Genomic DNA, 21,632 nt, shown 5'->3' on the forward strand with positions numbered 1-21,632 from the left:
GATATGAAAACATTAGTTTACTTAATTATAGGAACTTTTTTTGGCATCGTCATGTATAAGTCTGAAGCAGCATCCTGGTTCAGGATTTATGAAATGTTTGAGTTTGGCTCTTTCCATATGTATGGGATAATAGGTTCTGCTTTAGCTCTTGGTGTGATAGGTACTCAGCTTATAAAGCGAAATAATATTAAAGCCTTAGGCGGTCAGGATATGATGCTGAAACCCAAAGAAATGAGTATCCCTCGTTATCTGGTTGGAGGAATTTTATTTGGTTTAGGCTGGGCACTTGCCGGCGCATGTCCTGGCCCCATGTATGTCCTGGCAGGTGCTGGCTATGGCTCGATTTTGATCGTGATTTTTGGAGCACTTGCAGGAACTTTTGTCTATGGTCTTCTCAGACATAAATTACCACACTAAAACCAATCTTTTAAAATCTTAAGCTCTGCACTAGCAGAGCTTTTTTTTTAGGCCTTAAATTAAACCATTCACAACTTTCTAAGTCTTAGTTTAAATCGCAATTGATAGCTCTCAATTGTTTTAAAAAACCACATTACATTATGTTTAAAAAATTAGTTTACTACACATGTGTTGCTGGGTTGGCAGTTTCGATGTCATCTTGTTCCATTCTTGAAGGAAAAAAAGACGATAAATCGGCTGCTCAATCTCCCAAAAAGGAATCCAAAAATGGTATAAAACCTTACGCTAAAATTATCACAAGCAAAGCTAAATCAGACGCAGGCTTGTTTAAAGTTCATAAAGTCGATGAGGACTATTTCTTCGAAATTCCAGATTCGCTTTTCAACAGAGAAATGTTGATGGTCACTCGAATAGCCCAGACGGCTCAAGGCTTAGGCTTTGGGGGAGGGAAGCAAAACGAACAAGTTTTGCGCTGGCAGAAAAAAGGAGATAAAGTTTACCTAAGAGTGGTCTCTTATGATATTACCGCAGCCGATTCTTTACCAATAAGTCAGGCAGTTGTCAATTCTAATTTTGAGCCAATTCTTTATTCTTTTGACGTTAAAGCTTACAAAAAAGACTCGATCAACAACAATACAGTTATTGATGTTACAGATTTATTTCAAAAGGATGTTGAGGCTATTGGCCTTCAGGGCAGAAGAAGGAAATCTTACAAAATTTCTCGCTTAGATAATAGTCGGTCTTATATAGACACTATTAGAAGTTATCCTGAGAATATTGAAATAAGACACGTAAAAACTTACAATGCAGGGAATCCTCCATCAAATTCTAGTACGGGTTCTGTGTCGCTGAAATTTAGTAACTCCATGGTGCTTTTGCCAAAAGTACCGATGAAAAGACGTTATTTCGATCAGCGCGTGGGCTGGTTTACAAGTAATCAAACCGATTATGGTCTTGATAATCAAAAGTCAGAAACAGTTACTTATTTAGACCGTTATCGTCTTGAAGTCAAAGAGGAGGATATCGAGAAATTTAAGAATGGTGAATTGGTAGAACCAAAAGAACCGATCATTTATTATATTGACAGAGCTACTCCAGAAAAATGGAGAAAATACATCAAGCAGGGTATCGAAGACTGGCAGGTAGCTTTTGAAGCAGCAGGCTTCAAAAATGCTATTTTAGCTATGGATCCTCCAACTAAAGAAGAAGATCCGGACTGGAGTCCAGAAGATGTTAGATATTCCGTGGTAAGATATCTGGCCTCTCCAATTCCAAACGCCAATGGGCCTCACGTCAGTGATCCACGTTCTGGTGAAATTTTAGAGTCTGATATCAACTGGTATCATAACGTCATGACCTTATTGCGTAATTGGTATTTTGTTCAAACTGCTGCCATCAATCCGGAAGCAAGAGGTGTGGAATTCAAAGATGAGGTGATGGGCCGATTGATCCGTTTTGTTTCTTCTCACGAAGTAGGGCATACACTGGGTTTACCCCACAATATGGGAAGTAGTGTGGCTTACGATGTAGAAGATCTTAGGGATCCGGAATTTACCAAAGAATACGGTACAGCGCCTTCTATTATGGACTATGCGAGATTTAACTATATCGCACAGCCAGGAGATGGTGATGTGTCGTTAATGCCGAATGTTGGCCCTTACGATAAGTATTCTATTGCCTGGGGGTATAGACCTATTTTAGATAAATCTCCAAAAGAAGAAAAACAAATTCTTGATAATTGGATTCTTGAAAAAGCGGGCAATCCTATTTACAGATTTGGACAACAGCAATCTGGAGGGGTAATCGATCCAAGTTCTCAAACTGAAGATTTAGGAGACGATTCTATGGAAGCTAGTACCTATGGGATTGCAAACCTAAAAAGGATTGTTCCCAACTTAATTGAATGGACTGCAGAAGATGGTAAGAATTATGAAGATTTAGAAGATTTGTATGGTCAGGTATACGCTCAGTATAATCGCTATATGGGACATGTAGCTGCCAATATGGGCGGAGTTTACGAAATCTTTAAAACCTACAATCAGGATGGCGCGGTTTATACGCACGTTCCCAGGGATAAACAAGTGAGAGCTATGGAATTTCTTCAGGAAGAGCTTTTCGAAACTCCGGAATGGTTAATAGATAAAGATATTTTCAACAAAATCCAATTTGATGGTTATTTAGAAAAAATCAAATCTTACCAGGAAAGAGCTTTAAATAATGTACTGGATTTTGGTCGTTTTGCCAGAATGATGGAGAACGAAGAGCTTAATGAAGATGCTTACACTATTGTAGAGATGATGCAAAACCTCAGATCTGGACTTTTCTCCGAATTGAGAAGAGGAGAGGAGATCAGCAGAATCAGAAGAAATCTTCAAAGAGTATATCTTACTAGAATGGAACATTTGATGACAGAAGAACAATCTAATATTCCGGCTCAGTACAGAAGATACATAAGCAGAAGTAATATAGATGTAGAAACAAGTGATATAAGACCACTGGTAAGAGCAGAATTGAATAGGCTGCAAAGCGATATGAGAAGAGCGATAAACAGAACAAGAGATACAATGACTAGATATCATCTTGAGGATGCTGTAGAAAGAATTGAAAACATTCTAAATCCCGACGCTTAAGATTTAAACCCATTTATTTTTACTAAAGCCACTTTCTTAGGAAAGTGGCTTTTTTAATTTCTGAGTATTTAGCTTTAACAAAAACTCAATCTAAGAATCTTATATAATTTATATAAATTGATTTTATTTGTATTTTATTGCTGATATAAAATCTATTCAATATATTTAAATTTTATGATCAAATGCTCGATTTTATACCATGTTATGAAATGTCAAAATCTGTTGCTTTTGCTCTTAATCGGTTTTTTTGTCGAACTGTCCGCACAAGAGACTATTTATTTCAATGATTTTGAATCTGGAAATTTAAAGGGTGCAGAATATGAAGGACAGCCTGTGGTTTCAGATCATATATCCTTTTCAGTTTGGACAAATAATTCAGGGAATTTTGAACAGCAAGATGGTGCAGTCGGAGATGGTATAAGTATAAAAGGAAATGGAACAAAATCTATTTTTTTTAAAATTCAAATTGAGGAAGGGTATCAGCTAGATATTACAGGCTATAATTTTTGGGCTAGAAAGACAAAAGCTGCTCAGGGTTGGACTTTTGTAATGAATAGTGTTGAATATGCTAATGGAGAAACAGATCCTGACGGGAGTTATATTACTGGCAATTTTACACCTGAATTACTTAATCAAACAGGTACAATTGAAGTAGAATTTAGAGTGAATGGTATGGGAAATGGATATTACATTCTGGACAATTTCGAACTTTTTGGCCAGGTGAGTCCCATTTGCGATGAAGACTTCATTGAGTCTCAACCACAGGATGAAATGGTTTGCAGGGGTGATGATGCCGAATTTTCTGTAGCCCTTTTTTCAGGAGAAAATAAGACGTATCAATGGCAAGTCCTCTTAGATGGTAACTGGAAGGATTTAACCAATGATGTAATTTACGATAATGTAAACTCATCTACCCTAACTATTGTAGACACTACCGATGTTTTGAACCAAAACGAATACAGATGTATAGTTACAGAAGACGAATGTGATAAAATTTCAGATCAAGTGACTTTAACTGTCATCCCATTACCCGATACAGACCCTATACAATATAATAATTAAACGAAATAAACCGACCTAAACCATAACCCGATGAAACAACTTAACTTAAAATTTTATCTGCTTGCCATTTTATGCTTTGCTGGGCTTACCGCAAGTGCTCAAGACACTCAGGAAATTTGCATTGGTGATACCAAAAATTACTCCGTGACTGAAAACCCGGGATCGACGTATGCATGGGAAGTTGAAGAGCCAACTTTTGAAGGTACAATTAAACCTATTGGAGCTGGTAATGAAATTGATATCGACTGGGGAACTACACCCATAGGAACTTATACCTTAACAGTTATCGAGACCAATAATGAAAATTGTCCAGGCAAACCTGTTTCTGCGATGATTAACATCAATCCTCTTCCAGATATACCTCAAGTTGCATTAACTCAGCCGGGTTGTGGTGAAGAGTTTGGGAGTATGATAGTCACTTCTCCTACAGACGCAGATATACAGTATAGCATAGACGATGGTACAAACTTCCAGTCTGATGTAAATTTTACAGACCTAAATCCAGGAACTTATGAAGTGATTGCGCAAAATGCTTTGGGATGTACCTCTGAACCGAAAGAATTTGTAATCAATGATCCATTAGAATTTCCGCAGACTCCTGTGGTAGATGTAACTCAGCCAGAATGTGGTGATACAAATGGTTCATTAGAAATTACTGAACCTACTGGAACTGGATTAGAATATAGTATAGACGGAGGAACAACCTTTACCACAGACTTGGTTTATGCTAATTTAACTCCAGGCGATTATACAGTGGTAGTTTCTAACGGAGATTGTGAATCTCAAGATGTATTCACTATTGACCCAGCTCCAACTGTACCTGAAACTCCAGCTGTAACGGTCACTAACCCCGAATGTGGAGATACCACGGGTTCATTAAAAATTACTGCACCCACTGAAACAGGATTAACATATAGTATAAATGGTGGTGCTTTTACTACAGACCTGGTTTATGCTAATTTAACTCCAGGCGATTATACAGTGGTAGTTTCTAACGGAGATTGTGAATCTCAAGATGTATTCACTATTGACCCAGCTCCAATTGTACCTGAAACTCCAGTTGTAACGGTCACTAACCCCGAATGTGGAGATACCACGGGTTCATTAAAAATTACTGCACCCACTGAAACAGGATTAACATATAGTATAAATGGTGGTGCTTTTACTACAGACCTGGTTTATGCTAATTTAACTCCAGGCGATTATACAGTGGTAGTTTCTAACGGAGATTGTGAGTCTCAAGATGCATTCACTATTGACCCAGCTCCTTCAGTACCTGCAGATCCGGAATTCTCGATTCTAAATCCTGGCTGTGGTGAAACCGAAGGAACAATAACTATTACTAAGCCTCTAGGCTCAGATTTAGAATATAGTGCAGATGGCGGAACAACCTGGAAAACTGATCCAGAATTTGTTTTATCAGCAAATGCTATTTACCAAATTCAGGTGAAGAATACGTTAAGTGGCTGTACTTCAAGAATTGTTGATGCAACGATTCAAGAAGCTCCAGAAGTGCCAGTAACATCCCCAATTCAGTTTAACTAACTGAAGCTGGATTGTGAACTGTTTTAAAAAACATAGCTGTAATTTTGAAGCAGGTGTGAAAAGGAAGATGCCTTTTTACACCTGCTTAGCTGTGTTTTTTTGTTTTTATTTCAGTTCAGCTCAAGACCAAATCAGTTGTGGTTCAGAATTAGATTTCTTTAGTGTCGATATGGATGAAAATAATGGCTCCGGTTCAACAAATTCAACCTACGAATGGTATGTTCGTGAAGATGAATTTGAAGGGGAAATTCTACCTCAAACTTCATCTGGTAATCAAATTATTATTGACTGGCTAAACACGCCGGAAGGTGAGTACACTGTTTTTGTTAAAGAAATTAATGGTGAGGCTTCTTGTTTGCCGGAGCCTCAACACATACAGGTTCTGTTTGAAAATGTCTTTCCAGAACAAATTTTAGGCCCAAGTTATGTGTGCGAGGGGGAAACAATTCCCTTAAAACATCCTTTTTTAGAGAAGGGTGAATGGACAATAGAAAATGAAAACATCGGGCGAGTAGATCAAAATGGGAATTTTGAAGCTGTTCAAACAGGTGAGACCATTGTGAATTTCAGCTATATGACTAAAGCCTGTGAGTTTACGGTTTCTAAAGTAATTCAAGTTCAGCCCAGACCAAAACCAAAACTCGAGAACCAAGAAATCTGTATAGATATTGAGGGAAAAGAAATGATTATATTAAATTCAGGTTTGCCTCAAGAAAATCTCGAATTTAAATGGTATTATAATGATCAACCTATCCCTAACACACAGAACCATATTTCTGTATCAGATATCGGAGAGTATAAGCTTCAGGTTATAAACTTGGATACTGGATGTTCCTCAGATATAATTACTACAAAAGTGAAAGCACTTCCAAAACCTTCTATTTCTGCAAATGTTGACACAGACTTTCATGATAACCAAAGAATCGTTGTCAATATAGATAATCCTCAGGCGTATCTTTTTAAACTGGAAGACGGCGAGTTTCAGGATAGCCCTGTTTTTAATAATATTACTACAGAAGGGACGCACCATATTTCAATTAAAGCAAAGCAAGGCTGCTTTACAAAAGAAATTAAAGTTATAGTTATAAACTATCCAAAATTCTTCACACCCAATGATGACGGCTATAATGACACCTGGAATATCGATAGTTTAAAAGATGATCCGACAGCAGAAATCTTTATTTTTGACAGGTATGGCAAGTTGTTAAAAATGATTTCTCCCTCATCACAAAAAGGTTGGGATGGAATATATAATGGAAAAGCAATGCCTACGGATGACTATTGGTTTCGAGTGGATTATACTGACAGGAATGCTGCTGTACAGAAAAGTTATAAATCCAACTTTACTTTAAAACGCTAGCGTAAATATGTAAGTAAGCCCGAAACAACTAAGTATAATTTACAATACCAGTTCCGGTTCGCCTGTTTTTAGTTCTACACGCTTTTCTGCAAATCTCAGTTGGGCTTTAGCCTTTTTAATTATTTGCTTTTGGAAATAGTGTTTTCTTTTGTTCTGTGTATGGGTCATCACGATAACAACAAGATCACTTTTAGGATAATAAACCAGTCCATTTCTAAAACCGTCCCAAAGACCATTATGAAAAATAACAGGTTCATTTCCTTTGTTTTCAAGTCTAAATCCCATACCATAGCGTCTGTTTTCTCCCCCTTTATCTCTGCCAAACATCAGATCGACACTCTCTTCTCTCAGGATTTTACCATTTTTGAGATCGCGAAACCAGATGTGCAGGTCTTTAGCAGACGCATAAATACCTTTATCTCCTATGGCGTTGTTATGGTAGCCCGCAGGAAGTTCGATAAAAGAGCGACGGTAAGGCTGGTAGCCGTTTAAAATACTTTTTTTATTGAGTTCTGTTTTTTCTACAAAAGTTTCATCAAGGCAAAGCGGTAAAAGGAATTCTTCTCTAATGTACTCTTTGAGTGACAGTTGAGTCACCTGCTCAACAATTGCTCCTAAAACAACATAACCTGTATTGCTATAACTAAAATACCTTCCTGAAGGAAAATTAAGTCTCGGGGCATGTGTGTTTAGCAAATCGACAACCTCTAAATTGTCCGGAGCAATATCCTGATCCCAGTACTGTTCAGTGAGATACATATAATTCCAAAGTCCAGACCTGTGTTTTAGTAAATCTCTTATGCTTACTTTTTCAAATTTGAAATTGGGCAAATAACGAGAAACAGGATAATCAATATCAAGCAACTTATTTTCATGTAATTTTAGGACTGCTGCTGCTGTAAACTGCTTACTCACAGAGGCCAATTGATAGGATAAGGCAGGCTCCATCGGAGTCTTTTTCGTTGGATCCTTGTATCCAAAGTCATCTTCATATAAAATTTGGTCTTTATAAGCTATCAATACAGATCCGTTTATTCTGTAACGTTTGGCTTTCTCCTGAATTTCCTCTTTCAAAACCTCAATCTCATCAGAAAATAAGGAGGTATAATCTGGAACTGAAGCCTTGGGCTTGAATTCCAAAATTTCAGAAGTATCAGGAGCATAGGTTTCAAAATTGCTGAAAGCAAAATTTTGAAACATAGTGTAGGAGATGATGAGAGCCAGAGTGGCAAACAACATAAGTCTGAAAAAGAATTTCGAATTAAATTTCATCTAATATTTAAAAATTCATTTTAAATGCAATATATTATAAAATATTGCTGCAATTTTTACTAAAAACAATTTTAACTAAAAAATTTGTAAATGCCAGACTAAACGCGGCACAATAACTAGACTTTATCATTTGGTAAAAGTCAAAACCTGAAGCGATAAATTTTAGGCTTCATTCCTTTTATAATCAGATTTTTGGAATGGATTTAAACTTCGGTCAATTCTTTATTCCAGACCAGGGAGAGTTTCTTAAGAGACTCAAAAAGCATTTCAAAAGAAGAAATAACATAGTAGTCTTCTTGCATGATATCTGTTCTAAAGGCTTTTTGAATAATGGCTTCAATAGAATAGTCTAGAAAATTAGCTTTTTGCTCGTGAATTTGAATGGTCTCGCTATAGGAAGATAAAATACCAGCTCCGTAAGATTGGATTTTTCCTTGTTCCTGGATGACACCAAATTCTATGCTAAACCAATACAAGCGCTGAAGTTGAAGAAGCTTTTCTGTATCATCCAGAAATTGACAGCCCAGTTTTCCAAATTCATGAACAAATTCAGAAAATATAGGATTACTCAACAGCGGTACATGGCCAAAAATATCATGAAACATATCTGGTTCTTCCAGATAATCCAGGCTGTCTTTGGAGCGGAGCCAGATAGAAGAACAAAATTTACGCTGGGCTAAAAGTTGGAAAAAGTCCTGCACAGGGATAAGTCCGGGAACAACCTCCAGTTTCCACTTGGTTTCATTTTCAAACCAAGTATTGATTTTTTTGAAATTTGGTATCTCTTCAGCATTCAAAACCGGAGACATATGTTCTAAAGCATCGGTATAGGCCTGAGAGGATTTGCCGGGGATATTCTCTTTTTGCCTGGTAAACAACGTTCTCCAAACCCATAAATCTTCCTGAGTGTACTTTGACATGTCTTGCATGAGAATATTTTTTGTAAATAAAAATCCCGATTCAGCTATGAATCGGGATTGATTTAGGTTTATTAAATTAATTACACCATTAACCGATTCTAGAATTTAGAAGTGGATAATAGTAATAATATGAGTTTATATTTTTCACTAACACAAAATTAGATAATATCTCAAAGTACACAAATCAACAAGTGTTAAACAAAAAAATAAATCGCGAAGCTAATTCCCTAAAATTATTGGTAATATCAATTGAGTTATTTTAATTTTCCGGAAAATCAATAGGTATGAATAAAACTCACAACTGGGGAATTATAGGTCTGGGTGGTATCGCGCAAAAATTTGCTTCAGACTTACAGGATATTAAAACGGCCCGTCTCTATGCCGTTGCCTCAAGAACTCTGGAAAAAGCTCAGGAGTTCTCGTCAAAATTCAAGGTCGAAAATGCCTACGGATCCTATGAAGACTTAGCAAAGGATCCGGAAGTTGATATCATTTATGTCGCTACACCCCATGTTTTTCATTATGAAAATACGCTCATGTGTCTCGAACATGGTAAAGCCGTTTTGTGTGAAAAACCCATGGCAATGAATGCCAGACAGCTGAAAGCCATGATAGAACTTTCAAAGAAAAAGTCTTTGTTTTTGATGGAAGGGTTATGGACCAATTTTATGCCTCATCTTCAAAAAGTTCATCAACTTGCTCAGAATGAAACCTACGGAAAATGTCTTAAAGTGGAAGCAGACTTCTCCTTTAAGGCTGAATTTGACACAGGAAAGCGTTTATTTAATAAAGACTTAGGGGGTGGAGCTTTACTCGATATCGGGATTTACCCGGTGTATTTAGCTCTTAAGCTTTTAGGTGTTCCTCAACTTATGGAGGCTGCCAGTGAATTTTCTTCAACAGGGGTTGATGTTTCCAATCAAATAAAATTTAATTACAGTTCTGGAGCAACCGCTCATTTGTCTTCTAGTTTTGCCAAAACCACAGCCTCCAGAGCCAGGGTTCATTTTGAAAATGCAACTGTAGAATTTGGTTCCCGATTTCATGAAACAGATCAACTTGAGATCAGAACCAATTCAGGCGTCGATAAACTGGACTTCAATTATCCGACACACGGCTATCAATTTGAAATTGAACACGTGCAGGACTGTCTGGAAAAAGGCTTGACACAAAGCCCGGAGTGGTCGCTTCAGGCCTCTTTAGAACTGGCAGAAACCTTAGATAAAATTCGGGAAATAATGGGACTGGTTTATAAAGAGGATAAAAGTCTGGGCTAGTTTGTAGTGCTAAATAAAACTTGACTCAATTCCATAATTGTTTTCAGCCGTATTTTATTTGATTTTAAAATTGCGCATGCCTTGCGATTTGCTAAATTTGTCTCAAATTAGAATTTTAGAAAAATTGACTAACAATCTTTCTTCAATTTGCAATGACAAAGTACTATGTTGGAAGTTAAGCACATTCGAGCTCATCAGGAAGAATATACCCAAGCCCTCAAAAAAAGGAATTTTGAAGCTGAAGCTGTTTTTGACTCTATTTTAAAATTAGATGAAAAACGCAGATCAACTCAAAAACAGCTGGATGAAATTCTTTCAGAATCCAATAAGCTTTCCAAAGAAATCGGAATGCTTTTCAAGTCAGGCGAAAAAGAAAAAGCCAACGCGCTTAAAGAAAAAACAGCAGGACTAAAAGAGGATTCCAGGCGGCTTGGTGAATCCATGAGTCAGGTCGGAACAGAATTACAAGCCTTGTTATATCAGGTGCCTAATATTCCGCATCCATCGGTTCCAGCCGGAAAAAGTGAAGAAGACAATGAAGAAATTTTTAAGGAAGGCGACATTCCTGTATTAGCAGAAAATGCGCTTCCACACTGGGAGCTGGCCAAGAAATACGACATCATAGATTTTGAGCTGGGCAATAAAATTACAGGGGCCGGCTTTCCTGTTTATAAAGGCAAAGGGGCCAGGTTACAAAGAGCTTTAATCTCTTATTTTCTGGATAAAAATGTTGAAGCAGGTTACAACGAAGTGCAGGTTCCGCTATTGGTCAACGAAGCTTCCGGCTACGGTACAGGCCAGTTGCCGGATAAAGAAGGCCAGATGTATCACGTAGGCAATGATGATTTGTACTTGATCCCAACTGCTGAGGTGCCGATCACAAATATTTACAGAGACGACTTACTTACTGAAAGTCAGTTGCCAATTCAGTTGACGGGTTATACGCCATGTTTCAGACGAGAAGCGGGGAGTTATGGGGCTCATGTACGCGGTCTTAACCGCCTGCATCAGTTTGATAAGGTCGAATTGGTAAACCTAGTCAAGCCCGAAGAGTCTTACCGAGTTTTAGATGACATGGTGGAACACGTGAAATCGATTTTAAGAGATTTGAAATTGCCTTATAGGGTATTGAGGTTATGTGGTGGGGACCTCGGGTTTACATCAGCCCTTACCTATGATTTTGAATTATTTTCCACCGCACAGGATCGCTGGCTAGAGATTTCTTCAGTATCCAATTTTGAAACTTTTCAAGCCAATCGCCTAAAAATTCGTTATAAAGATGCTGGCAAAAACAAAGCACTGGTGCATACCCTGAATGGAAGTTCACTGGCTTTGCCAAGAGTTTTGGCTGGTATACTTGAAAATTATCAGACCGAAGACGGGATTGTGATTCCTGAAGTCTTAAAGCCTTATACAGGATTTGATAAGATTTCTTAAGAGCTTATAAATCAGTTATTAGCAGGGTGTGTTCTACAATTCTTTCTCAAAAATGTCAAGACCGAAAAATATTTAGGTAAATTTGAACATGCGTTTAGAATTACCTGGATCTTTTACACTGAAATTTGTTCTGGTTCTTATGTCAATGCTTGCCTTGACTTTGAGTTTTGGACAAAGCGAAGACTTAGCTCAGAATTATTTCGATCAGGGCGAATATGAAAAAGCTGAAGCCATATACGCCAAACTTCACAGAAACAATCCCGGGCATCAAAATTGGTTACTGGGTTATGTAGAAACTTTGGAAGCTTTGGAAAAGGTCGAAAAAGCAGAATCCGTTTTGAAACAATACCTGGCCCAGGTCGGAGAGTATCCTAACATTCAGGTTGAACTCGGCTATCTTTATCAGAAGCAGAAGGATAGCATTGCTGCATATCGGTATTACCAGGAAGCGATTTCTCAAGTGGAAGCCAGGCCTGGTTTTGTGTATGCCGTAGGAAATACATTTCAAAAATATGGCTTACTGGATCTTGCAGTAAAAGCTTATGAGACAGCTCAGCGCATTGAGCCCAGAAATAACAATGCTCTTGAGCTTGCTAAAATTTATGGCGAACAAAGTCGCTACCAGGAAATGTTCGATAATTACATGAATTTGATTATGGATAACCCGAGTTACTTTGGAATACTCAATAGAAATTTTTCACAATACATTACTGAAAATTCCGATGATGAGGCCAACCAGGCCCTGAGGCGAGTACTGCTTCAGCGCAACCAGAAACAGCCCAGTATCATCTATAACCAAATGCTGAGCTGGTTATTTGTCCAGCAGGAAGATTATTCCAAAGCCTTTGCTCAGGAGAAAGCTATTTTTCAACGTTCAGAATCCAGATCTTTAAATAGGTTGATAGATTTAGCCTTGATCGCCAAGGAAAACGACCACTTATCCAGCGCCAAGGAGATCCTTGAATTTGCTGTCTCAAATGCAGCAAGCCAACGTGAATTACGTTCAGCAGAAAGAGAGCTTTTACTTATTAAACGAAGGCTGGCACAAGCTGAAGATTATGATAAGATTGAAGTCGCTTATGCCAATTTTCTTGCTAAAATAGGGAGGGATAGAGATAGCTTTTTAATTCAAAAAGACTTTGCCGAATTTCTGGCTTTTCAGAAAAAAGAAATCGGAAAAGCACAGGAACAGATTGATATCATCAAGGCTCAAGACCTTTATCAGCAGCAGGTGGCTGAGCTAAAGCTATTGGAGGCCGATTTGAATGTGCAGCAGTCCAGGTTTAATCAGGCTTTACTGCTTTATACGCAGGTAGAAAAACTGATTCCAAATAGTGACTTAGCTCGTGAAGCAAAGTTTAAAGTGGCCAAAACAAGCTATTTTACCGGAGATTTTGACTGGGCGCTCACGCAGCTTAAAGTCTTGAAAACCTCGGCTGCGCAATTGACTTCCAACAACGCCTTAGAACTCTCTTTGCTTATTAAAGACAATAGCCAGGAAGATACCACAAGAACCGATTTGAAGCTGGTAGCTCAAGCCGACCTGCTTCAATTTCAGAATAAACCTGAGCAGGCTTTAGACATTCTTGAAAAAGTCCTTGAGGATTACAAATCACCTTCGATTGTGGATGAAGTCTTGCTGAGAATTGCCAATTTGCATTTAGCTAAGGCTGAAATTGACAAGGCACTTCCATTTTTACAGCGCATCGTAGAGGATTATAATGACAAAATTTTGGCAGATGATGCTAAATTCCTCTTAGGTAAGCTGTATATGGACCAGCTTGATGAGCCCGAAAAGGCTAAACTTTATTTTGAAACTTTAATTTTTAATCATCCCGATAGCATTTATTTTGTAGAAGCCAGAAATCGTTTCCGAAAGCTTAGAGGAGATCAAATCCAATAACATGTTAATTTATAATGTAACGACCAACGTAGAAGAAGACGTCCACGATGAGTGGGTAGAATGGATGAAAAATATCCATATTCCCGCTATGTCACAAACCGGAAAATTCAAGAAAGCGACTATGAGTCGAGTGGATGTGGTAGAATCTATGGGAGGCATCACCTATTCTGTGCAATACAGAGTTGAAGATAAAGCCACTTTGGAACGCTATTTTGAAGAAGATTTTGAACAAATGAAGAAGCAAACTAAACTTTTTGAAGGTAAGTTTGTGAGTTTTAGAACCGAGATGGAAATCGTACACGAGCAGTAATGAGCAACAAGGAAAAAACATCTATAGACGACGAAGTTTTCAAAGCCAACTTTGAGCAAGGCGTCCGTGAGGTTAAAGCTAAAAAGCATCTGGGTCAGCATTTTTTGACCGATGAGGACGTGTCAAAGCGTATTGCTAATACCTTGCAAAAAGACAATTACAGCAACCTGCTGGAAATTGGTCCGGGGATGGGTGTGCTTACCAAATATTTGCTCAGGACTTACGACAGATTTGTCGCGATGGACCTCGACAGAGAATCCATTGCTTATCTCAATTCTACCTTCAAAGCAGAACATGAGATCCAGGATAAGCCCAAAGCACTTCAGGTGGTTGAAGCAGATTTCTTAAAAGCGGATTTGAGCGAGTATTTTGGTCAGGAGCAGTTTGCTATCATCGGAAATTTCCCCTACAACATTTCAACCCAGATCGTTTTTAAAACCCTGGAATACAAACAGCAAATTCCAGAGTTTTCCGGCATGTTTCAAAAGGAAGTGGCCGAACGCATTTGCGCCAAGGAAGGCAGTAAAACCTACGGTATCTTATCGGTGTTGACTCAGGCCTTTTATACGGCTGAGTATTTGTTTAGCGTTCCGCCCGAAGCTTTCGACCCGCCTCCCAAAATCAATAGTGGCGTGCTGAGATTGCAGCGCAAAGAAAATTACGATTTGCCCTGCGAAGAAAAAAAACTTAGAGATGTGGTGAAAACCGCTTTTCAGCAGCGGAGAAAAACCCTGCGCAATAGCTTAAAAAAATTCAACTTATCCCCAGAATTACGAGAAGATCCTATATTTGCGCAGCGCCCGGAACAACTGAGTGTGGAGCAGTTTATCGAGTTGACTTTAAAAATAAGTAAAGATGGCATTTGAACTCACCCAGGAATTAATTGACAAGATAGAGTCTCTCATCGAGGAGAACAGGGATCAGCAGTTGCAAACGCACCTGGAGGAATATCACCATGCCGATATCGCTGAGGTTCTTGACGAATTGAGTCTGGATGATGCCACCTACATCATCAGGTTATTAGGCAGTGATCAGACGTCTGAAGTCCTGATGGAAATGGATGATGATGACCGGGAGAAAATCTTAGGAAACCTGAACGCCAAAGAAATTGCAGAGGAAATCGAAGAGATGGACACCGATGATGCGGCAGATATCATTTCAGAATTATCTGAGGATATCAAAACCCAGGTCATTTCCAACATCAGGGATAAGGAACACGCCGAAAATATTGTGGAACTTCTCAAGTATGATGAAAATTCAGCCGGAGGTCTGATGGCGAAGGAATTAATAAAAGTCAATGAGAACTGGAGTGTCACCGGCTGCATGACCGAGATGCGAAACCAGGCCGAAAACGTGACCCGGGTGCATTCCATCTATGTAGTCGATAACAAAGGCAAACTCAAAGGGAGACTCTCCCTTAAAGATCTCATCACCGCTCCCAGTAAAGCGGAAATCGGTGATGTGTACATTCGAAATGTAGATTATGTCGATGTGCATACCCCGGGAGAGGAAGTGGCCAGAGTGATGCAAAAATACGATTTGGAAGCTATCCCTGTAGTGGATGAGTTCGGAAGACTGGTCGGTAGAATTACGGTCGATGATATTTTGGATTTTATAAAAGAAGAAGCCGAAAAGGATTACCAGATGGCCGCAGGTATTTCTGAAGATGTGGAAGCCGATTCTACCATCTGGGAGCTTACCAGAGCGCGATTGCCCTGGCTTATCCTGGGACTATTCGGAGGCCTGGGAGCTGTGTATGTGATGCAGGGTTTCGATTCGGCCCTGGAGAAATATGAAATTCTTTTCTTTTTCACTCCGCTTATCGCTGCGATGGCTGGTAATGTAGGTGTGCAGTCTTCTGCGATTATCGTGCAGGGTCTGGCCAACGATTCGGTAAAAGACAGTTTGGTAAAACGTTTGCTTAAAGAAGTCTCCCTCAGCATCATCAATGGCACTGCTCTTGGTTTGCTGGTTATTGGATTTGGGGTAATCACTTCCATGGCGTTTTTGGTGAGCATTACCATTGCCATTTCCATACTGTCGGTGATTATTATGGCCGCCTTAATTGGTACGTTTGTGCCTATTATTTTAAATAAACGCGGCATAGATCCGGCCATTGCGACCGGTCCATTCATCACGACCAGCAATGATATCCTGGGGATTTTAGCCTACTTCTACATCGCCAAATTAATTTTGAATTTTTAGAGATGACCCCGATTCCATTTCAGCGTGACCTGACCGTAACCAGCAAACATCTGGATGAACAGAATCACGTGAATAATCTGGAATACATGAAGTGGGTGCTAGAGATTTCAGAAGCGCACTGGGTAGCTGAAACCTCCATAGACATCAGGAAAAAATACGCCTGGTTTGTCCTGGATCACTACATTCAATACAGGCAGCAGGCTTTTCTAGGTGAAGAACTGGTGTTGACCACCTGGTTAGAAAATTATTCCAAAATCAGGTCGGAACGCCGAGTGCACATCACTCGAAAAAGCGACGACAAAACGATTATCGAAGCCAGAACCAACTGGTGTTTTATAGATCAGCAAACCAAAAAACCAGCACGTATTACTGCAGAGATTGTAAACCCTTTTTTTGAATTTGAATCTGCTTAGCTCTATGCCTTAGCGAGATACAGCTTAAAACTTTGTCCTATGAAGATATTACATCTGGATAGCAATCATCCCCTGATGATTCAGGAATTGACCAAACTGGGTTTCGATAACACTGAAGATTTTACGAGTCCCAAAGCCGAGGTGGAGACTTATATCCATGCGTTTGATGGCCTCATCATTCGCAGCCGATTCACGATTGATAAAGCATTTTTGGATAAAGCGACCAACTTAAAGTTTATAGGACGCGTAGGGGCTGGGCTGGAAAATATCGATGTGGACTATGCCGAGCAGAAAGGCGTAAAATTATACAATGCTCCGGAAGGCAATCGCAATGCAGTGTCTGAGCATGCCTTAGGAATGCTTTTGAGTTTGTTCAATAAATTAAGAACGGCGCATAACGAAGTAGTGAACGGACAATGGAGACGCGAAGCCAATCGCGGTTATGAGATAGAAGGCAAAACTATAGGCTTGATTGGTTATGGCAACACAGGAAAAGCCATGGCCAGGAAGCTGAGTGGCTTTGACTGTGAAGTGCTTTGCTATGATATTTTAGAGAAGGTTGGGGATGAAAATGCCAGACAAGTAGGACTGAAAGAACTAAAATCCAGGGCCGACGTCATTAGCTTGCATACGCCGCAAACGCCCGAAACACTTGGCATGATCAATCAAGAATTTATCGATTCTGTTGCCAGGCCCTTTTGGTTCATCAATACGGCCCGAGGCAAAAGTGTGGTCACAAACGATCTAGTCAACGGATTAAAATCGGGTAAAATTATGGGTGCAGGTTTGGATGTGTTGGAATATGAAAAAACCTCCTTTGAAGATTTATTCTCTGCCGATCATCAATTGCCAGAAGCTTTCCAGTATTTAATGAAAGCCGACAATGTGCTCTTGAGTCCGCATGTCGCCGGCTGGACGTTTGAAAGCCATATTAAACTTGCGCAGACGCTAGTGGATAAGATAAGCGGTGATTTTAAGGTGAGTTAGTTTGCAAATAAGTCTTCTCAATTTAAGTTATTGCGATCAAGTCTTTCTTTTATTGAAAACATGACGGGTGAAACTCTTTATTCATAATCTTTAGCAATACTTACGTAGAGATTTACGGTTTTCCCGTATAAAAAGTACGGTCAAACCGTAATCATGAAATCAATGATAACTATAGATTTAAGATCATAAAACCACTGCCTATGAAATAGTTAGCTGTGATCTAAAAAAAGAGAAAGCTCCTGCCAGGCAGAAGCTTCTCCTGTAAAGGTATGAAAACATACACTTCACTGTGCGCTGCAAATGTATTGGTTTTCATGAGATGTGCAACTTCTGAACTAAGGAGTATGGAAAATCCGGTAAGATGATAAACTGCCATAGACAATTATTAAAAAATTATCAAAATGAAAACATTCAAGAAAATTAATGACATAACTATGAAAATAGCAAGAGGAATGATTTTAATTTTTGCTATGAAATTAACTTTAATTTTAACGGTATTTACTTTTCAGGCTTGTTCTACAGACGACATATCAACATCTGATATTTACAATATTGAGTTTAATAATGCCTTGGAAATCAGTAAAACTAAACTAAGTGATATAAAAACTTTTAATACTAATGGAATCAATTCAAAATTAGATTACAATAATAAAACCATTTATCTTTTGAAAGACTCAGAGCAAGATTTAACTAATACTAGCTTTTTGAACACAATTAATAATCTAGAAAGTCTGGTTCAAGAAACTAATAATAATAATCTTGAATTGAGCGAAACATATACTCTAAAAGAAGATGAAGTAGTAGGAACTTTTGCAATTCAGGAGGAATCTATTCACGATGCATTAGAGCCTGCAATTAAAGAAGCCAGAAGATATTTGCATGGAAAAGGTTTTACAGACCAAACTATTAATCAGATGATTATTGATGAAGAGGGGAAAGAGGAAGATTTAGTAGCATTTGTAATGTCTTTGAGTGAATTAGAGAATTCGCAAAATAGTAACTCTTTTTCTTTTAATGACTATTCTAGTTTTTTATTTAATTCAGCATATGCACAAGAACTTACTCTTGCCGAAGCTGGTACTTGTGCTGCTATAGCAATAGGAGCTGATGTATTATGGGCTTTAGGAGGATCTAGCGCATCTTCATGGACTTTGCCTGCTATGAAAAAGGCTTTTGGAGCGGTTGCAAAAAGAATGTTAGGTCCTATTGGTGTCGCTATCGCTGTAGTCTCATTTGGTATTTGTGTTTTGAATGAATCTCAAGATTAAGATATGAAACTATGTCTATAACAACAATTGCACTGTTGCCTCTAATGGCATATATTTTAAGTCTAAGATTAAAGAGTGTTTATTTAATTTTAAAGAAGAATGAGGTTGGAAAAAAAAAGTCTGAAATCTTATATTTAGCTTTGTCTGTGATATTAATTGTGTTTCTTCTTGTTCTCTCAGAACTAATAATGCCCTAAATCTTTAGATAGCAAACCCCTGCTCGTTACCAAAACAAGCAGGGGTTTTAAATTGGATCAATTCGAATTAAGCCTTCTGAGACCTTGGTGCTATCTCAGAACAATTGATTTCTGTGATGTAGCGCTTTTCGCCGTCTTTGGTTTCATAAGACCGGGGAACCAGTTTGCCTTTTACTAAGACTTCCTGACCTTTCTTGATATAGGTTTCAATAAAACTGGCGGTTTTGCCCCAGGCCACGATATTGTGCCAGTAGGTACTGCTTACCTTCTCTCCGCTGCTATCGTAATAGAACTCGTTGGTAGCGATGGAGAATTTAACTAATTTCTTTCCAGACTCTAGATTAACTACTTCCGGATCCTGGCCCAAGTGGCCCATTAACTGAACTGAATTTTTTAAAGTACTCATAACAATAAAAATTAAATTATTTAAAACTGACTCAGACTCTCCAAGCCAGATCGATGGGATTTCCGATCGACAAGGCAAAGATGCAGTGCTACTTAAGATCTAGTCGTCTGTTATCCAGTTACTTCCTTTTACTTACGTTTACAACCGTTTGTAGTCGTTTGTAAACGATTCGTGTGTTTTATATCAGACTTTGAATTAAAGGGTTTTTATCATTTTAGGCCAGGGAGAAGAGGAGCCGGTGAAAAAAATCACTGACATTTCAATTCAATGATTTTTTTTTGTGGTTTTCTATTGACTCATCCTAAAAAGAGTACATAGGGCCTTCTTGAGCTTTATAAAGTGACTAAACTCAGATATAATAAGGGTTTTGAGAGGCAAATCAAACTTTAACACTCCTGAACTACTAAAAGCTTAAAACAAAAATGTACGGTTTTACCGTAACAAATGTACGGTTAAACCGTAATTGAGTTGTATTTAATTGATTTACATTTGTTTAGAGAAGTGTGTTATCATCAATTTAAGACCTCATGTTAGGGACAGTATTGATGCAATTATCGCATTATTCCGGGTATTATATTTTGGGTTCTTGTTAAAATCGTTTAGAAATAATAGAAGATGAAAAGCAAGCTCCAAAAGAAAATTTTAAATTAAAGATGGAATAGAATTCAATACATAGGACTGCAGATGAAAGCGATTTGAAAATATTAAGCACAGTAAACACAAGTGTGGTTTCAAACTCAAATTCAGGACAACTGGAACTGGGGCTTTTATGAGACTGTTTTTGTCAGTTTTTCCAAGATCTTAACCAGGGTCATTTGGGGAAGATCTGTGAGAAAGATAAGTTCCGGAATAACTGGGACAGGAGAGGAAATATAGCACCTAAGGCAAGGCATACCTTCAGGTGGATGTAAATTAAAAATAATAATACAACTATTGATATTAAAACTCAAAACCCAGGAAAACTACGGATGAAACATTCACAACCTCATGTTTATACAGTTTCAAAGTTGGATTCTCAGACTGATTTAGCGATGAAGAGTGCGATGCTTAATCTCGAAAAAAAGGTTTTGAAACCGGAAAACAAAATAAAACAGCAATCATACCACCAGATGAGGGTGGTTTATACCTATTATTCATTATACACAACTATTAATTTTAAAACCTAAAATCATGAAATCAATTATCGGAATTTTTACCATGCTATGTTTATTATTTTTCGCGGGATGCTCACCAGAATCCTTTAGCGATGATCAGTACGAAGGACAGACTCCGGAAGAAGTATTTGGGAATGGCGGAGAAAACAGAGTTTATAAAGCAACAAATACGCCACCAGACGACAGTGATTTATAACCATTAATTCATTACAAACACCTATCAATTTTAAAACCTAAAGTCATGAAATCAATTATCGGAATTTTTACCATGTTATGTTTATTATTTTTCGCGGGATGCTCACCAGAATCCTTTAGCGATGATCAGTACGAAGGACAGACTCCTGAAGAAGTATTTGGGAATGGCGGAGAGAACAGAGTTTATAAAGCAACAAATACGCCACCAGACGACAGTGATTTATAACCATTAATTCATAATACACCTATTTAATTTTTAAAACCTAAAGTCATGAAATCAATTATCGGAATTTTTACCATGTTATGTTTATTATTTTTCGCAGGATGCTCACCAGAATCTTTTAGCGATGATCAGTACGAAGGACAGACTCCGGAAGAAGTATTTGGCAATGGCGGAGAAAACAGAGTTTATAAAGCGACAAATACGCCACCAGACGACAGTGATTTATAACCATTAATTATTAAACACCTATTAATTTCTAAAACCTAAAGTCATGAAATCAATTATCGGAATTTTCACCATGCTATGTTTATTATTTTTTGCGGGATGCTCACCGGAATCCTTTAGCGATGATCAGTACGAAGGACAGACTCCGGAAGAAGTATTTGGAAATGGCGGAGAAAACAGAGTTTATAAAGCGACAAATACACCACCAGACGATAGTGATTTATAA

21 protein-coding genes are annotated in these 21,632 nt (G+C 38.3%); 18 read left to right on the forward strand and 3 right to left on the reverse strand.

All coding sequences use genetic code 11. From position 1 onward, the window contains the following. Positions 1 to 3: 3 nt before the first annotated feature. The 5 genes from BLP81_RS00790 to BLP81_RS00810 all read left to right on the forward strand — a co-directional run bounded on the left by BLP81_RS00790 (position 4) and on the right by BLP81_RS00810 (position 7,014). Positions 4 to 417: a DUF6691 family protein gene (locus BLP81_RS00790; RefSeq protein WP_093364345.1), complete on the forward strand. Its 414-nt coding sequence runs from the start codon at positions 4 to 6 to the stop codon at positions 415 to 417. A 140-nt stretch (positions 418 to 557) separates the two neighbouring features. Further along, on the forward strand, positions 558 to 3,047 hold the full coding sequence (locus BLP81_RS00795; protein WP_093364348.1) for a zinc-dependent metalloprotease: 2,490 nt from the start codon (positions 558 to 560) through the stop codon (positions 3,045 to 3,047). A 228-nt stretch (positions 3,048 to 3,275) separates the two neighbouring features. Further along, the gene (locus BLP81_RS00800) at positions 3,276 to 4,109 is read left to right on the forward strand and encodes a hypothetical protein (protein WP_143002795.1); all 834 of its coding nucleotides are present in this window, start codon (positions 3,276 to 3,278) and stop codon (positions 4,107 to 4,109) included. A gap of 30 nt (positions 4,110 to 4,139) precedes the next feature. Beyond that, the gene (locus tag BLP81_RS00805) at positions 4,140 to 5,654 is read left to right on the forward strand and encodes a hypothetical protein (RefSeq protein ID WP_093364354.1); all 1,515 of its coding nucleotides are present in this window, start codon (positions 4,140 to 4,142) and stop codon (positions 5,652 to 5,654) included. Positions 5,655 to 5,721: 67 nt separating this feature from the next. Further along, a complete protein-coding gene (locus BLP81_RS00810; RefSeq protein WP_093364357.1) occupies positions 5,722 to 7,014 on the forward strand; it encodes a T9SS type B sorting domain-containing protein in 1,293 nt (430 codons plus the stop codon). 39 nt (positions 7,015 to 7,053) lie between these two features. Here BLP81_RS00810 and BLP81_RS00815 read toward each other — a convergent pair whose 3' ends face one another. Together BLP81_RS00815 and BLP81_RS00820 are read right to left on the reverse strand one after the other, a co-directional pair. After that, complete coding sequence (locus BLP81_RS00815) at positions 7,054 to 8,286, reverse strand: serine hydrolase domain-containing protein (RefSeq protein ID WP_093364360.1); 1,233 nt, start codon at positions 8,284 to 8,286, stop codon at positions 7,054 to 7,056. Between the two features lie 203 nt (positions 8,287 to 8,489). After that, a complete protein-coding gene (locus BLP81_RS00820; RefSeq protein WP_093364363.1) occupies positions 8,490 to 9,215 on the reverse strand; it encodes a phenylalanine-4-hydroxylase in 726 nt (241 codons plus the stop codon). A gap of 275 nt (positions 9,216 to 9,490) precedes the next feature. On the opposite strand from BLP81_RS00820, the gene BLP81_RS00825 reads away from it, so the two are divergent. The 9 genes from BLP81_RS00825 to BLP81_RS00865 all read left to right on the forward strand — a co-directional run bounded on the left by BLP81_RS00825 (position 9,491) and on the right by BLP81_RS00865 (position 19,006). Then, on the forward strand, positions 9,491 to 10,483 hold the full coding sequence (locus tag BLP81_RS00825; protein WP_093364366.1) for a Gfo/Idh/MocA family protein: 993 nt from the start codon (positions 9,491 to 9,493) through the stop codon (positions 10,481 to 10,483). Between the two features lie 165 nt (positions 10,484 to 10,648). Further along, complete coding sequence (gene serS / locus BLP81_RS00830; RefSeq protein WP_093364369.1) at positions 10,649 to 11,920, forward strand: serine--tRNA ligase; 1,272 nt, start codon at positions 10,649 to 10,651, stop codon at positions 11,918 to 11,920. A gap of 88 nt (positions 11,921 to 12,008) precedes the next feature. Beyond that, complete coding sequence (locus tag BLP81_RS00835; protein WP_093364372.1) at positions 12,009 to 13,823, forward strand: tetratricopeptide repeat protein; 1,815 nt, start codon at positions 12,009 to 12,011, stop codon at positions 13,821 to 13,823. Position 13,824: 1 nt separating this feature from the next. Next, the gene (locus tag BLP81_RS00840; RefSeq protein WP_093364375.1) at positions 13,825 to 14,133 is read left to right on the forward strand and encodes a DUF4286 family protein; all 309 of its coding nucleotides are present in this window, start codon (positions 13,825 to 13,827) and stop codon (positions 14,131 to 14,133) included. Further along, the gene (gene rsmA / locus BLP81_RS00845; protein ID WP_093364378.1) at positions 14,133 to 14,999 is read left to right on the forward strand and encodes a 16S rRNA (adenine(1518)-N(6)/adenine(1519)-N(6))-dimethyltransferase RsmA; all 867 of its coding nucleotides are present in this window, start codon (positions 14,133 to 14,135) and stop codon (positions 14,997 to 14,999) included. The genes BLP81_RS00840 and rsmA overlap by 1 nt, the downstream gene beginning before the upstream one ends. Next, complete coding sequence (mgtE, locus tag BLP81_RS00850; RefSeq protein WP_093364381.1) at positions 14,989 to 16,338, forward strand: magnesium transporter; 1,350 nt, start codon at positions 14,989 to 14,991, stop codon at positions 16,336 to 16,338. The genes rsmA and mgtE overlap by 11 nt, the downstream gene beginning before the upstream one ends. Positions 16,339 to 16,340: 2 nt before the next feature. After that, positions 16,341 to 16,751, forward strand: a complete 411-nt coding sequence (locus tag BLP81_RS00855; protein WP_093364384.1) for an acyl-CoA thioesterase — start codon at positions 16,341 to 16,343, stop codon at positions 16,749 to 16,751. A gap of 39 nt (positions 16,752 to 16,790) precedes the next feature. Continuing rightward, a complete protein-coding gene (locus BLP81_RS00860; protein WP_093364387.1) occupies positions 16,791 to 17,738 on the forward strand; it encodes a 2-hydroxyacid dehydrogenase in 948 nt (315 codons plus the stop codon). Between the two features lie 401 nt (positions 17,739 to 18,139). Further along, positions 18,140 to 19,006 carry a hypothetical protein gene (locus BLP81_RS00865; protein ID WP_143002796.1) on the forward strand — a complete coding sequence of 289 codons (867 nt, stop codon included), beginning with the start codon at positions 18,140 to 18,142 and terminating at the stop codon, positions 19,004 to 19,006. 264 nt (positions 19,007 to 19,270) lie between these two features. Here BLP81_RS00865 and BLP81_RS00875 read toward each other — a convergent pair whose 3' ends face one another. Further along, complete coding sequence (locus tag BLP81_RS00875; protein WP_093364395.1) at positions 19,271 to 19,609, reverse strand: single-stranded DNA-binding protein; 339 nt, start codon at positions 19,607 to 19,609, stop codon at positions 19,271 to 19,273. Between the two features lie 1,170 nt (positions 19,610 to 20,779). Here BLP81_RS00875 and BLP81_RS00880 point away from each other — a divergent pair. Genes BLP81_RS00880 through BLP81_RS00895 form a run of 4 tightly spaced genes read left to right on the forward strand, consistent with a single transcriptional unit; the run spans position 20,780 to position 21,632 of the window. Then, positions 20,780 to 20,959, forward strand: coding sequence for a hypothetical protein (locus tag BLP81_RS00880; protein ID WP_093364398.1), 180 nt, complete (start codon positions 20,780 to 20,782; stop codon positions 20,957 to 20,959). Between the two features lie 45 nt (positions 20,960 to 21,004). Then, entirely contained in the window at positions 21,005 to 21,184 is a 180-nt protein-coding gene (locus BLP81_RS00885) for a hypothetical protein (protein WP_093364398.1), read from the forward strand. A gap of 45 nt (positions 21,185 to 21,229) precedes the next feature. After that, positions 21,230 to 21,409: a hypothetical protein gene (locus tag BLP81_RS00890; RefSeq protein WP_093364398.1), complete on the forward strand. Its 180-nt coding sequence runs from the start codon at positions 21,230 to 21,232 to the stop codon at positions 21,407 to 21,409. 43 nt (positions 21,410 to 21,452) lie between these two features. After that, a complete protein-coding gene (locus BLP81_RS00895) occupies positions 21,453 to 21,632 on the forward strand; it encodes a hypothetical protein (RefSeq protein WP_093364398.1) in 180 nt (59 codons plus the stop codon).

It is taken from the genome of Psychroflexus sediminis (assembly GCF_900099815.1).
In the GTDB taxonomy this organism is placed as follows: domain Bacteria; phylum Bacteroidota; class Bacteroidia; order Flavobacteriales; family Flavobacteriaceae; genus Psychroflexus; species Psychroflexus sediminis.

Coding starts and splice junctions, on each gene's coding strand:
- BLP81_RS00855 (WP_093364384.1), top strand. CDS start 16,341: ATGACCCCGATTCCATTTCAGCGTGACCTGACCGTAACCAGCAAACAT.
- BLP81_RS00790 (WP_093364345.1), top strand. CDS start 4: ATGAAAACATTAGTTTACTTAATTATAGGAACTTTTTTTGGCATCGTC.
- rsmA (WP_093364378.1), top strand. CDS start 14,133: ATGAGCAACAAGGAAAAAACATCTATAGACGACGAAGTTTTCAAAGCC.
- BLP81_RS00860 (WP_093364387.1), top strand. CDS start 16,791: ATGAAGATATTACATCTGGATAGCAATCATCCCCTGATGATTCAGGAA.
- BLP81_RS00880 (WP_093364398.1), top strand. CDS start 20,780: ATGAAATCAATTATCGGAATTTTTACCATGCTATGTTTATTATTTTTC.
- BLP81_RS00810 (WP_093364357.1), top strand. CDS start 5,722: ATGCCTTTTTACACCTGCTTAGCTGTGTTTTTTTGTTTTTATTTCAGT.
- BLP81_RS00820 (WP_093364363.1), bottom strand. CDS start 9,215: ATGCAAGACATGTCAAAGTACACTCAGGAAGATTTATGGGTTTGGAGA.
- BLP81_RS00885 (WP_093364398.1), top strand. CDS start 21,005: ATGAAATCAATTATCGGAATTTTTACCATGTTATGTTTATTATTTTTC.
- BLP81_RS00795 (WP_093364348.1), top strand. CDS start 558: ATGTTTAAAAAATTAGTTTACTACACATGTGTTGCTGGGTTGGCAGTT.
- BLP81_RS00890 (WP_093364398.1), top strand. CDS start 21,230: ATGAAATCAATTATCGGAATTTTTACCATGTTATGTTTATTATTTTTC.
- mgtE (WP_093364381.1), top strand. CDS start 14,989: ATGGCATTTGAACTCACCCAGGAATTAATTGACAAGATAGAGTCTCTC.
- BLP81_RS00805 (WP_093364354.1), top strand. CDS start 4,140: ATGAAACAACTTAACTTAAAATTTTATCTGCTTGCCATTTTATGCTTT.
- BLP81_RS00865 (WP_143002796.1), top strand. CDS start 18,140: ATGAAAACATTCAAGAAAATTAATGACATAACTATGAAAATAGCAAGA.
- BLP81_RS00840 (WP_093364375.1), top strand. CDS start 13,825: ATGTTAATTTATAATGTAACGACCAACGTAGAAGAAGACGTCCACGAT.
- BLP81_RS00875 (WP_093364395.1), bottom strand. CDS start 19,609: ATGAGTACTTTAAAAAATTCAGTTCAGTTAATGGGCCACTTGGGCCAG.
- BLP81_RS00895 (WP_093364398.1), top strand. CDS start 21,453: ATGAAATCAATTATCGGAATTTTCACCATGCTATGTTTATTATTTTTT.
- BLP81_RS00825 (WP_093364366.1), top strand. CDS start 9,491: ATGAATAAAACTCACAACTGGGGAATTATAGGTCTGGGTGGTATCGCG.
- BLP81_RS00835 (WP_093364372.1), top strand. CDS start 12,009: ATGCGTTTAGAATTACCTGGATCTTTTACACTGAAATTTGTTCTGGTT.
- serS (WP_093364369.1), top strand. CDS start 10,649: ATGTTGGAAGTTAAGCACATTCGAGCTCATCAGGAAGAATATACCCAA.
- BLP81_RS00815 (WP_093364360.1), bottom strand. CDS start 8,286: ATGAAATTTAATTCGAAATTCTTTTTCAGACTTATGTTGTTTGCCACT.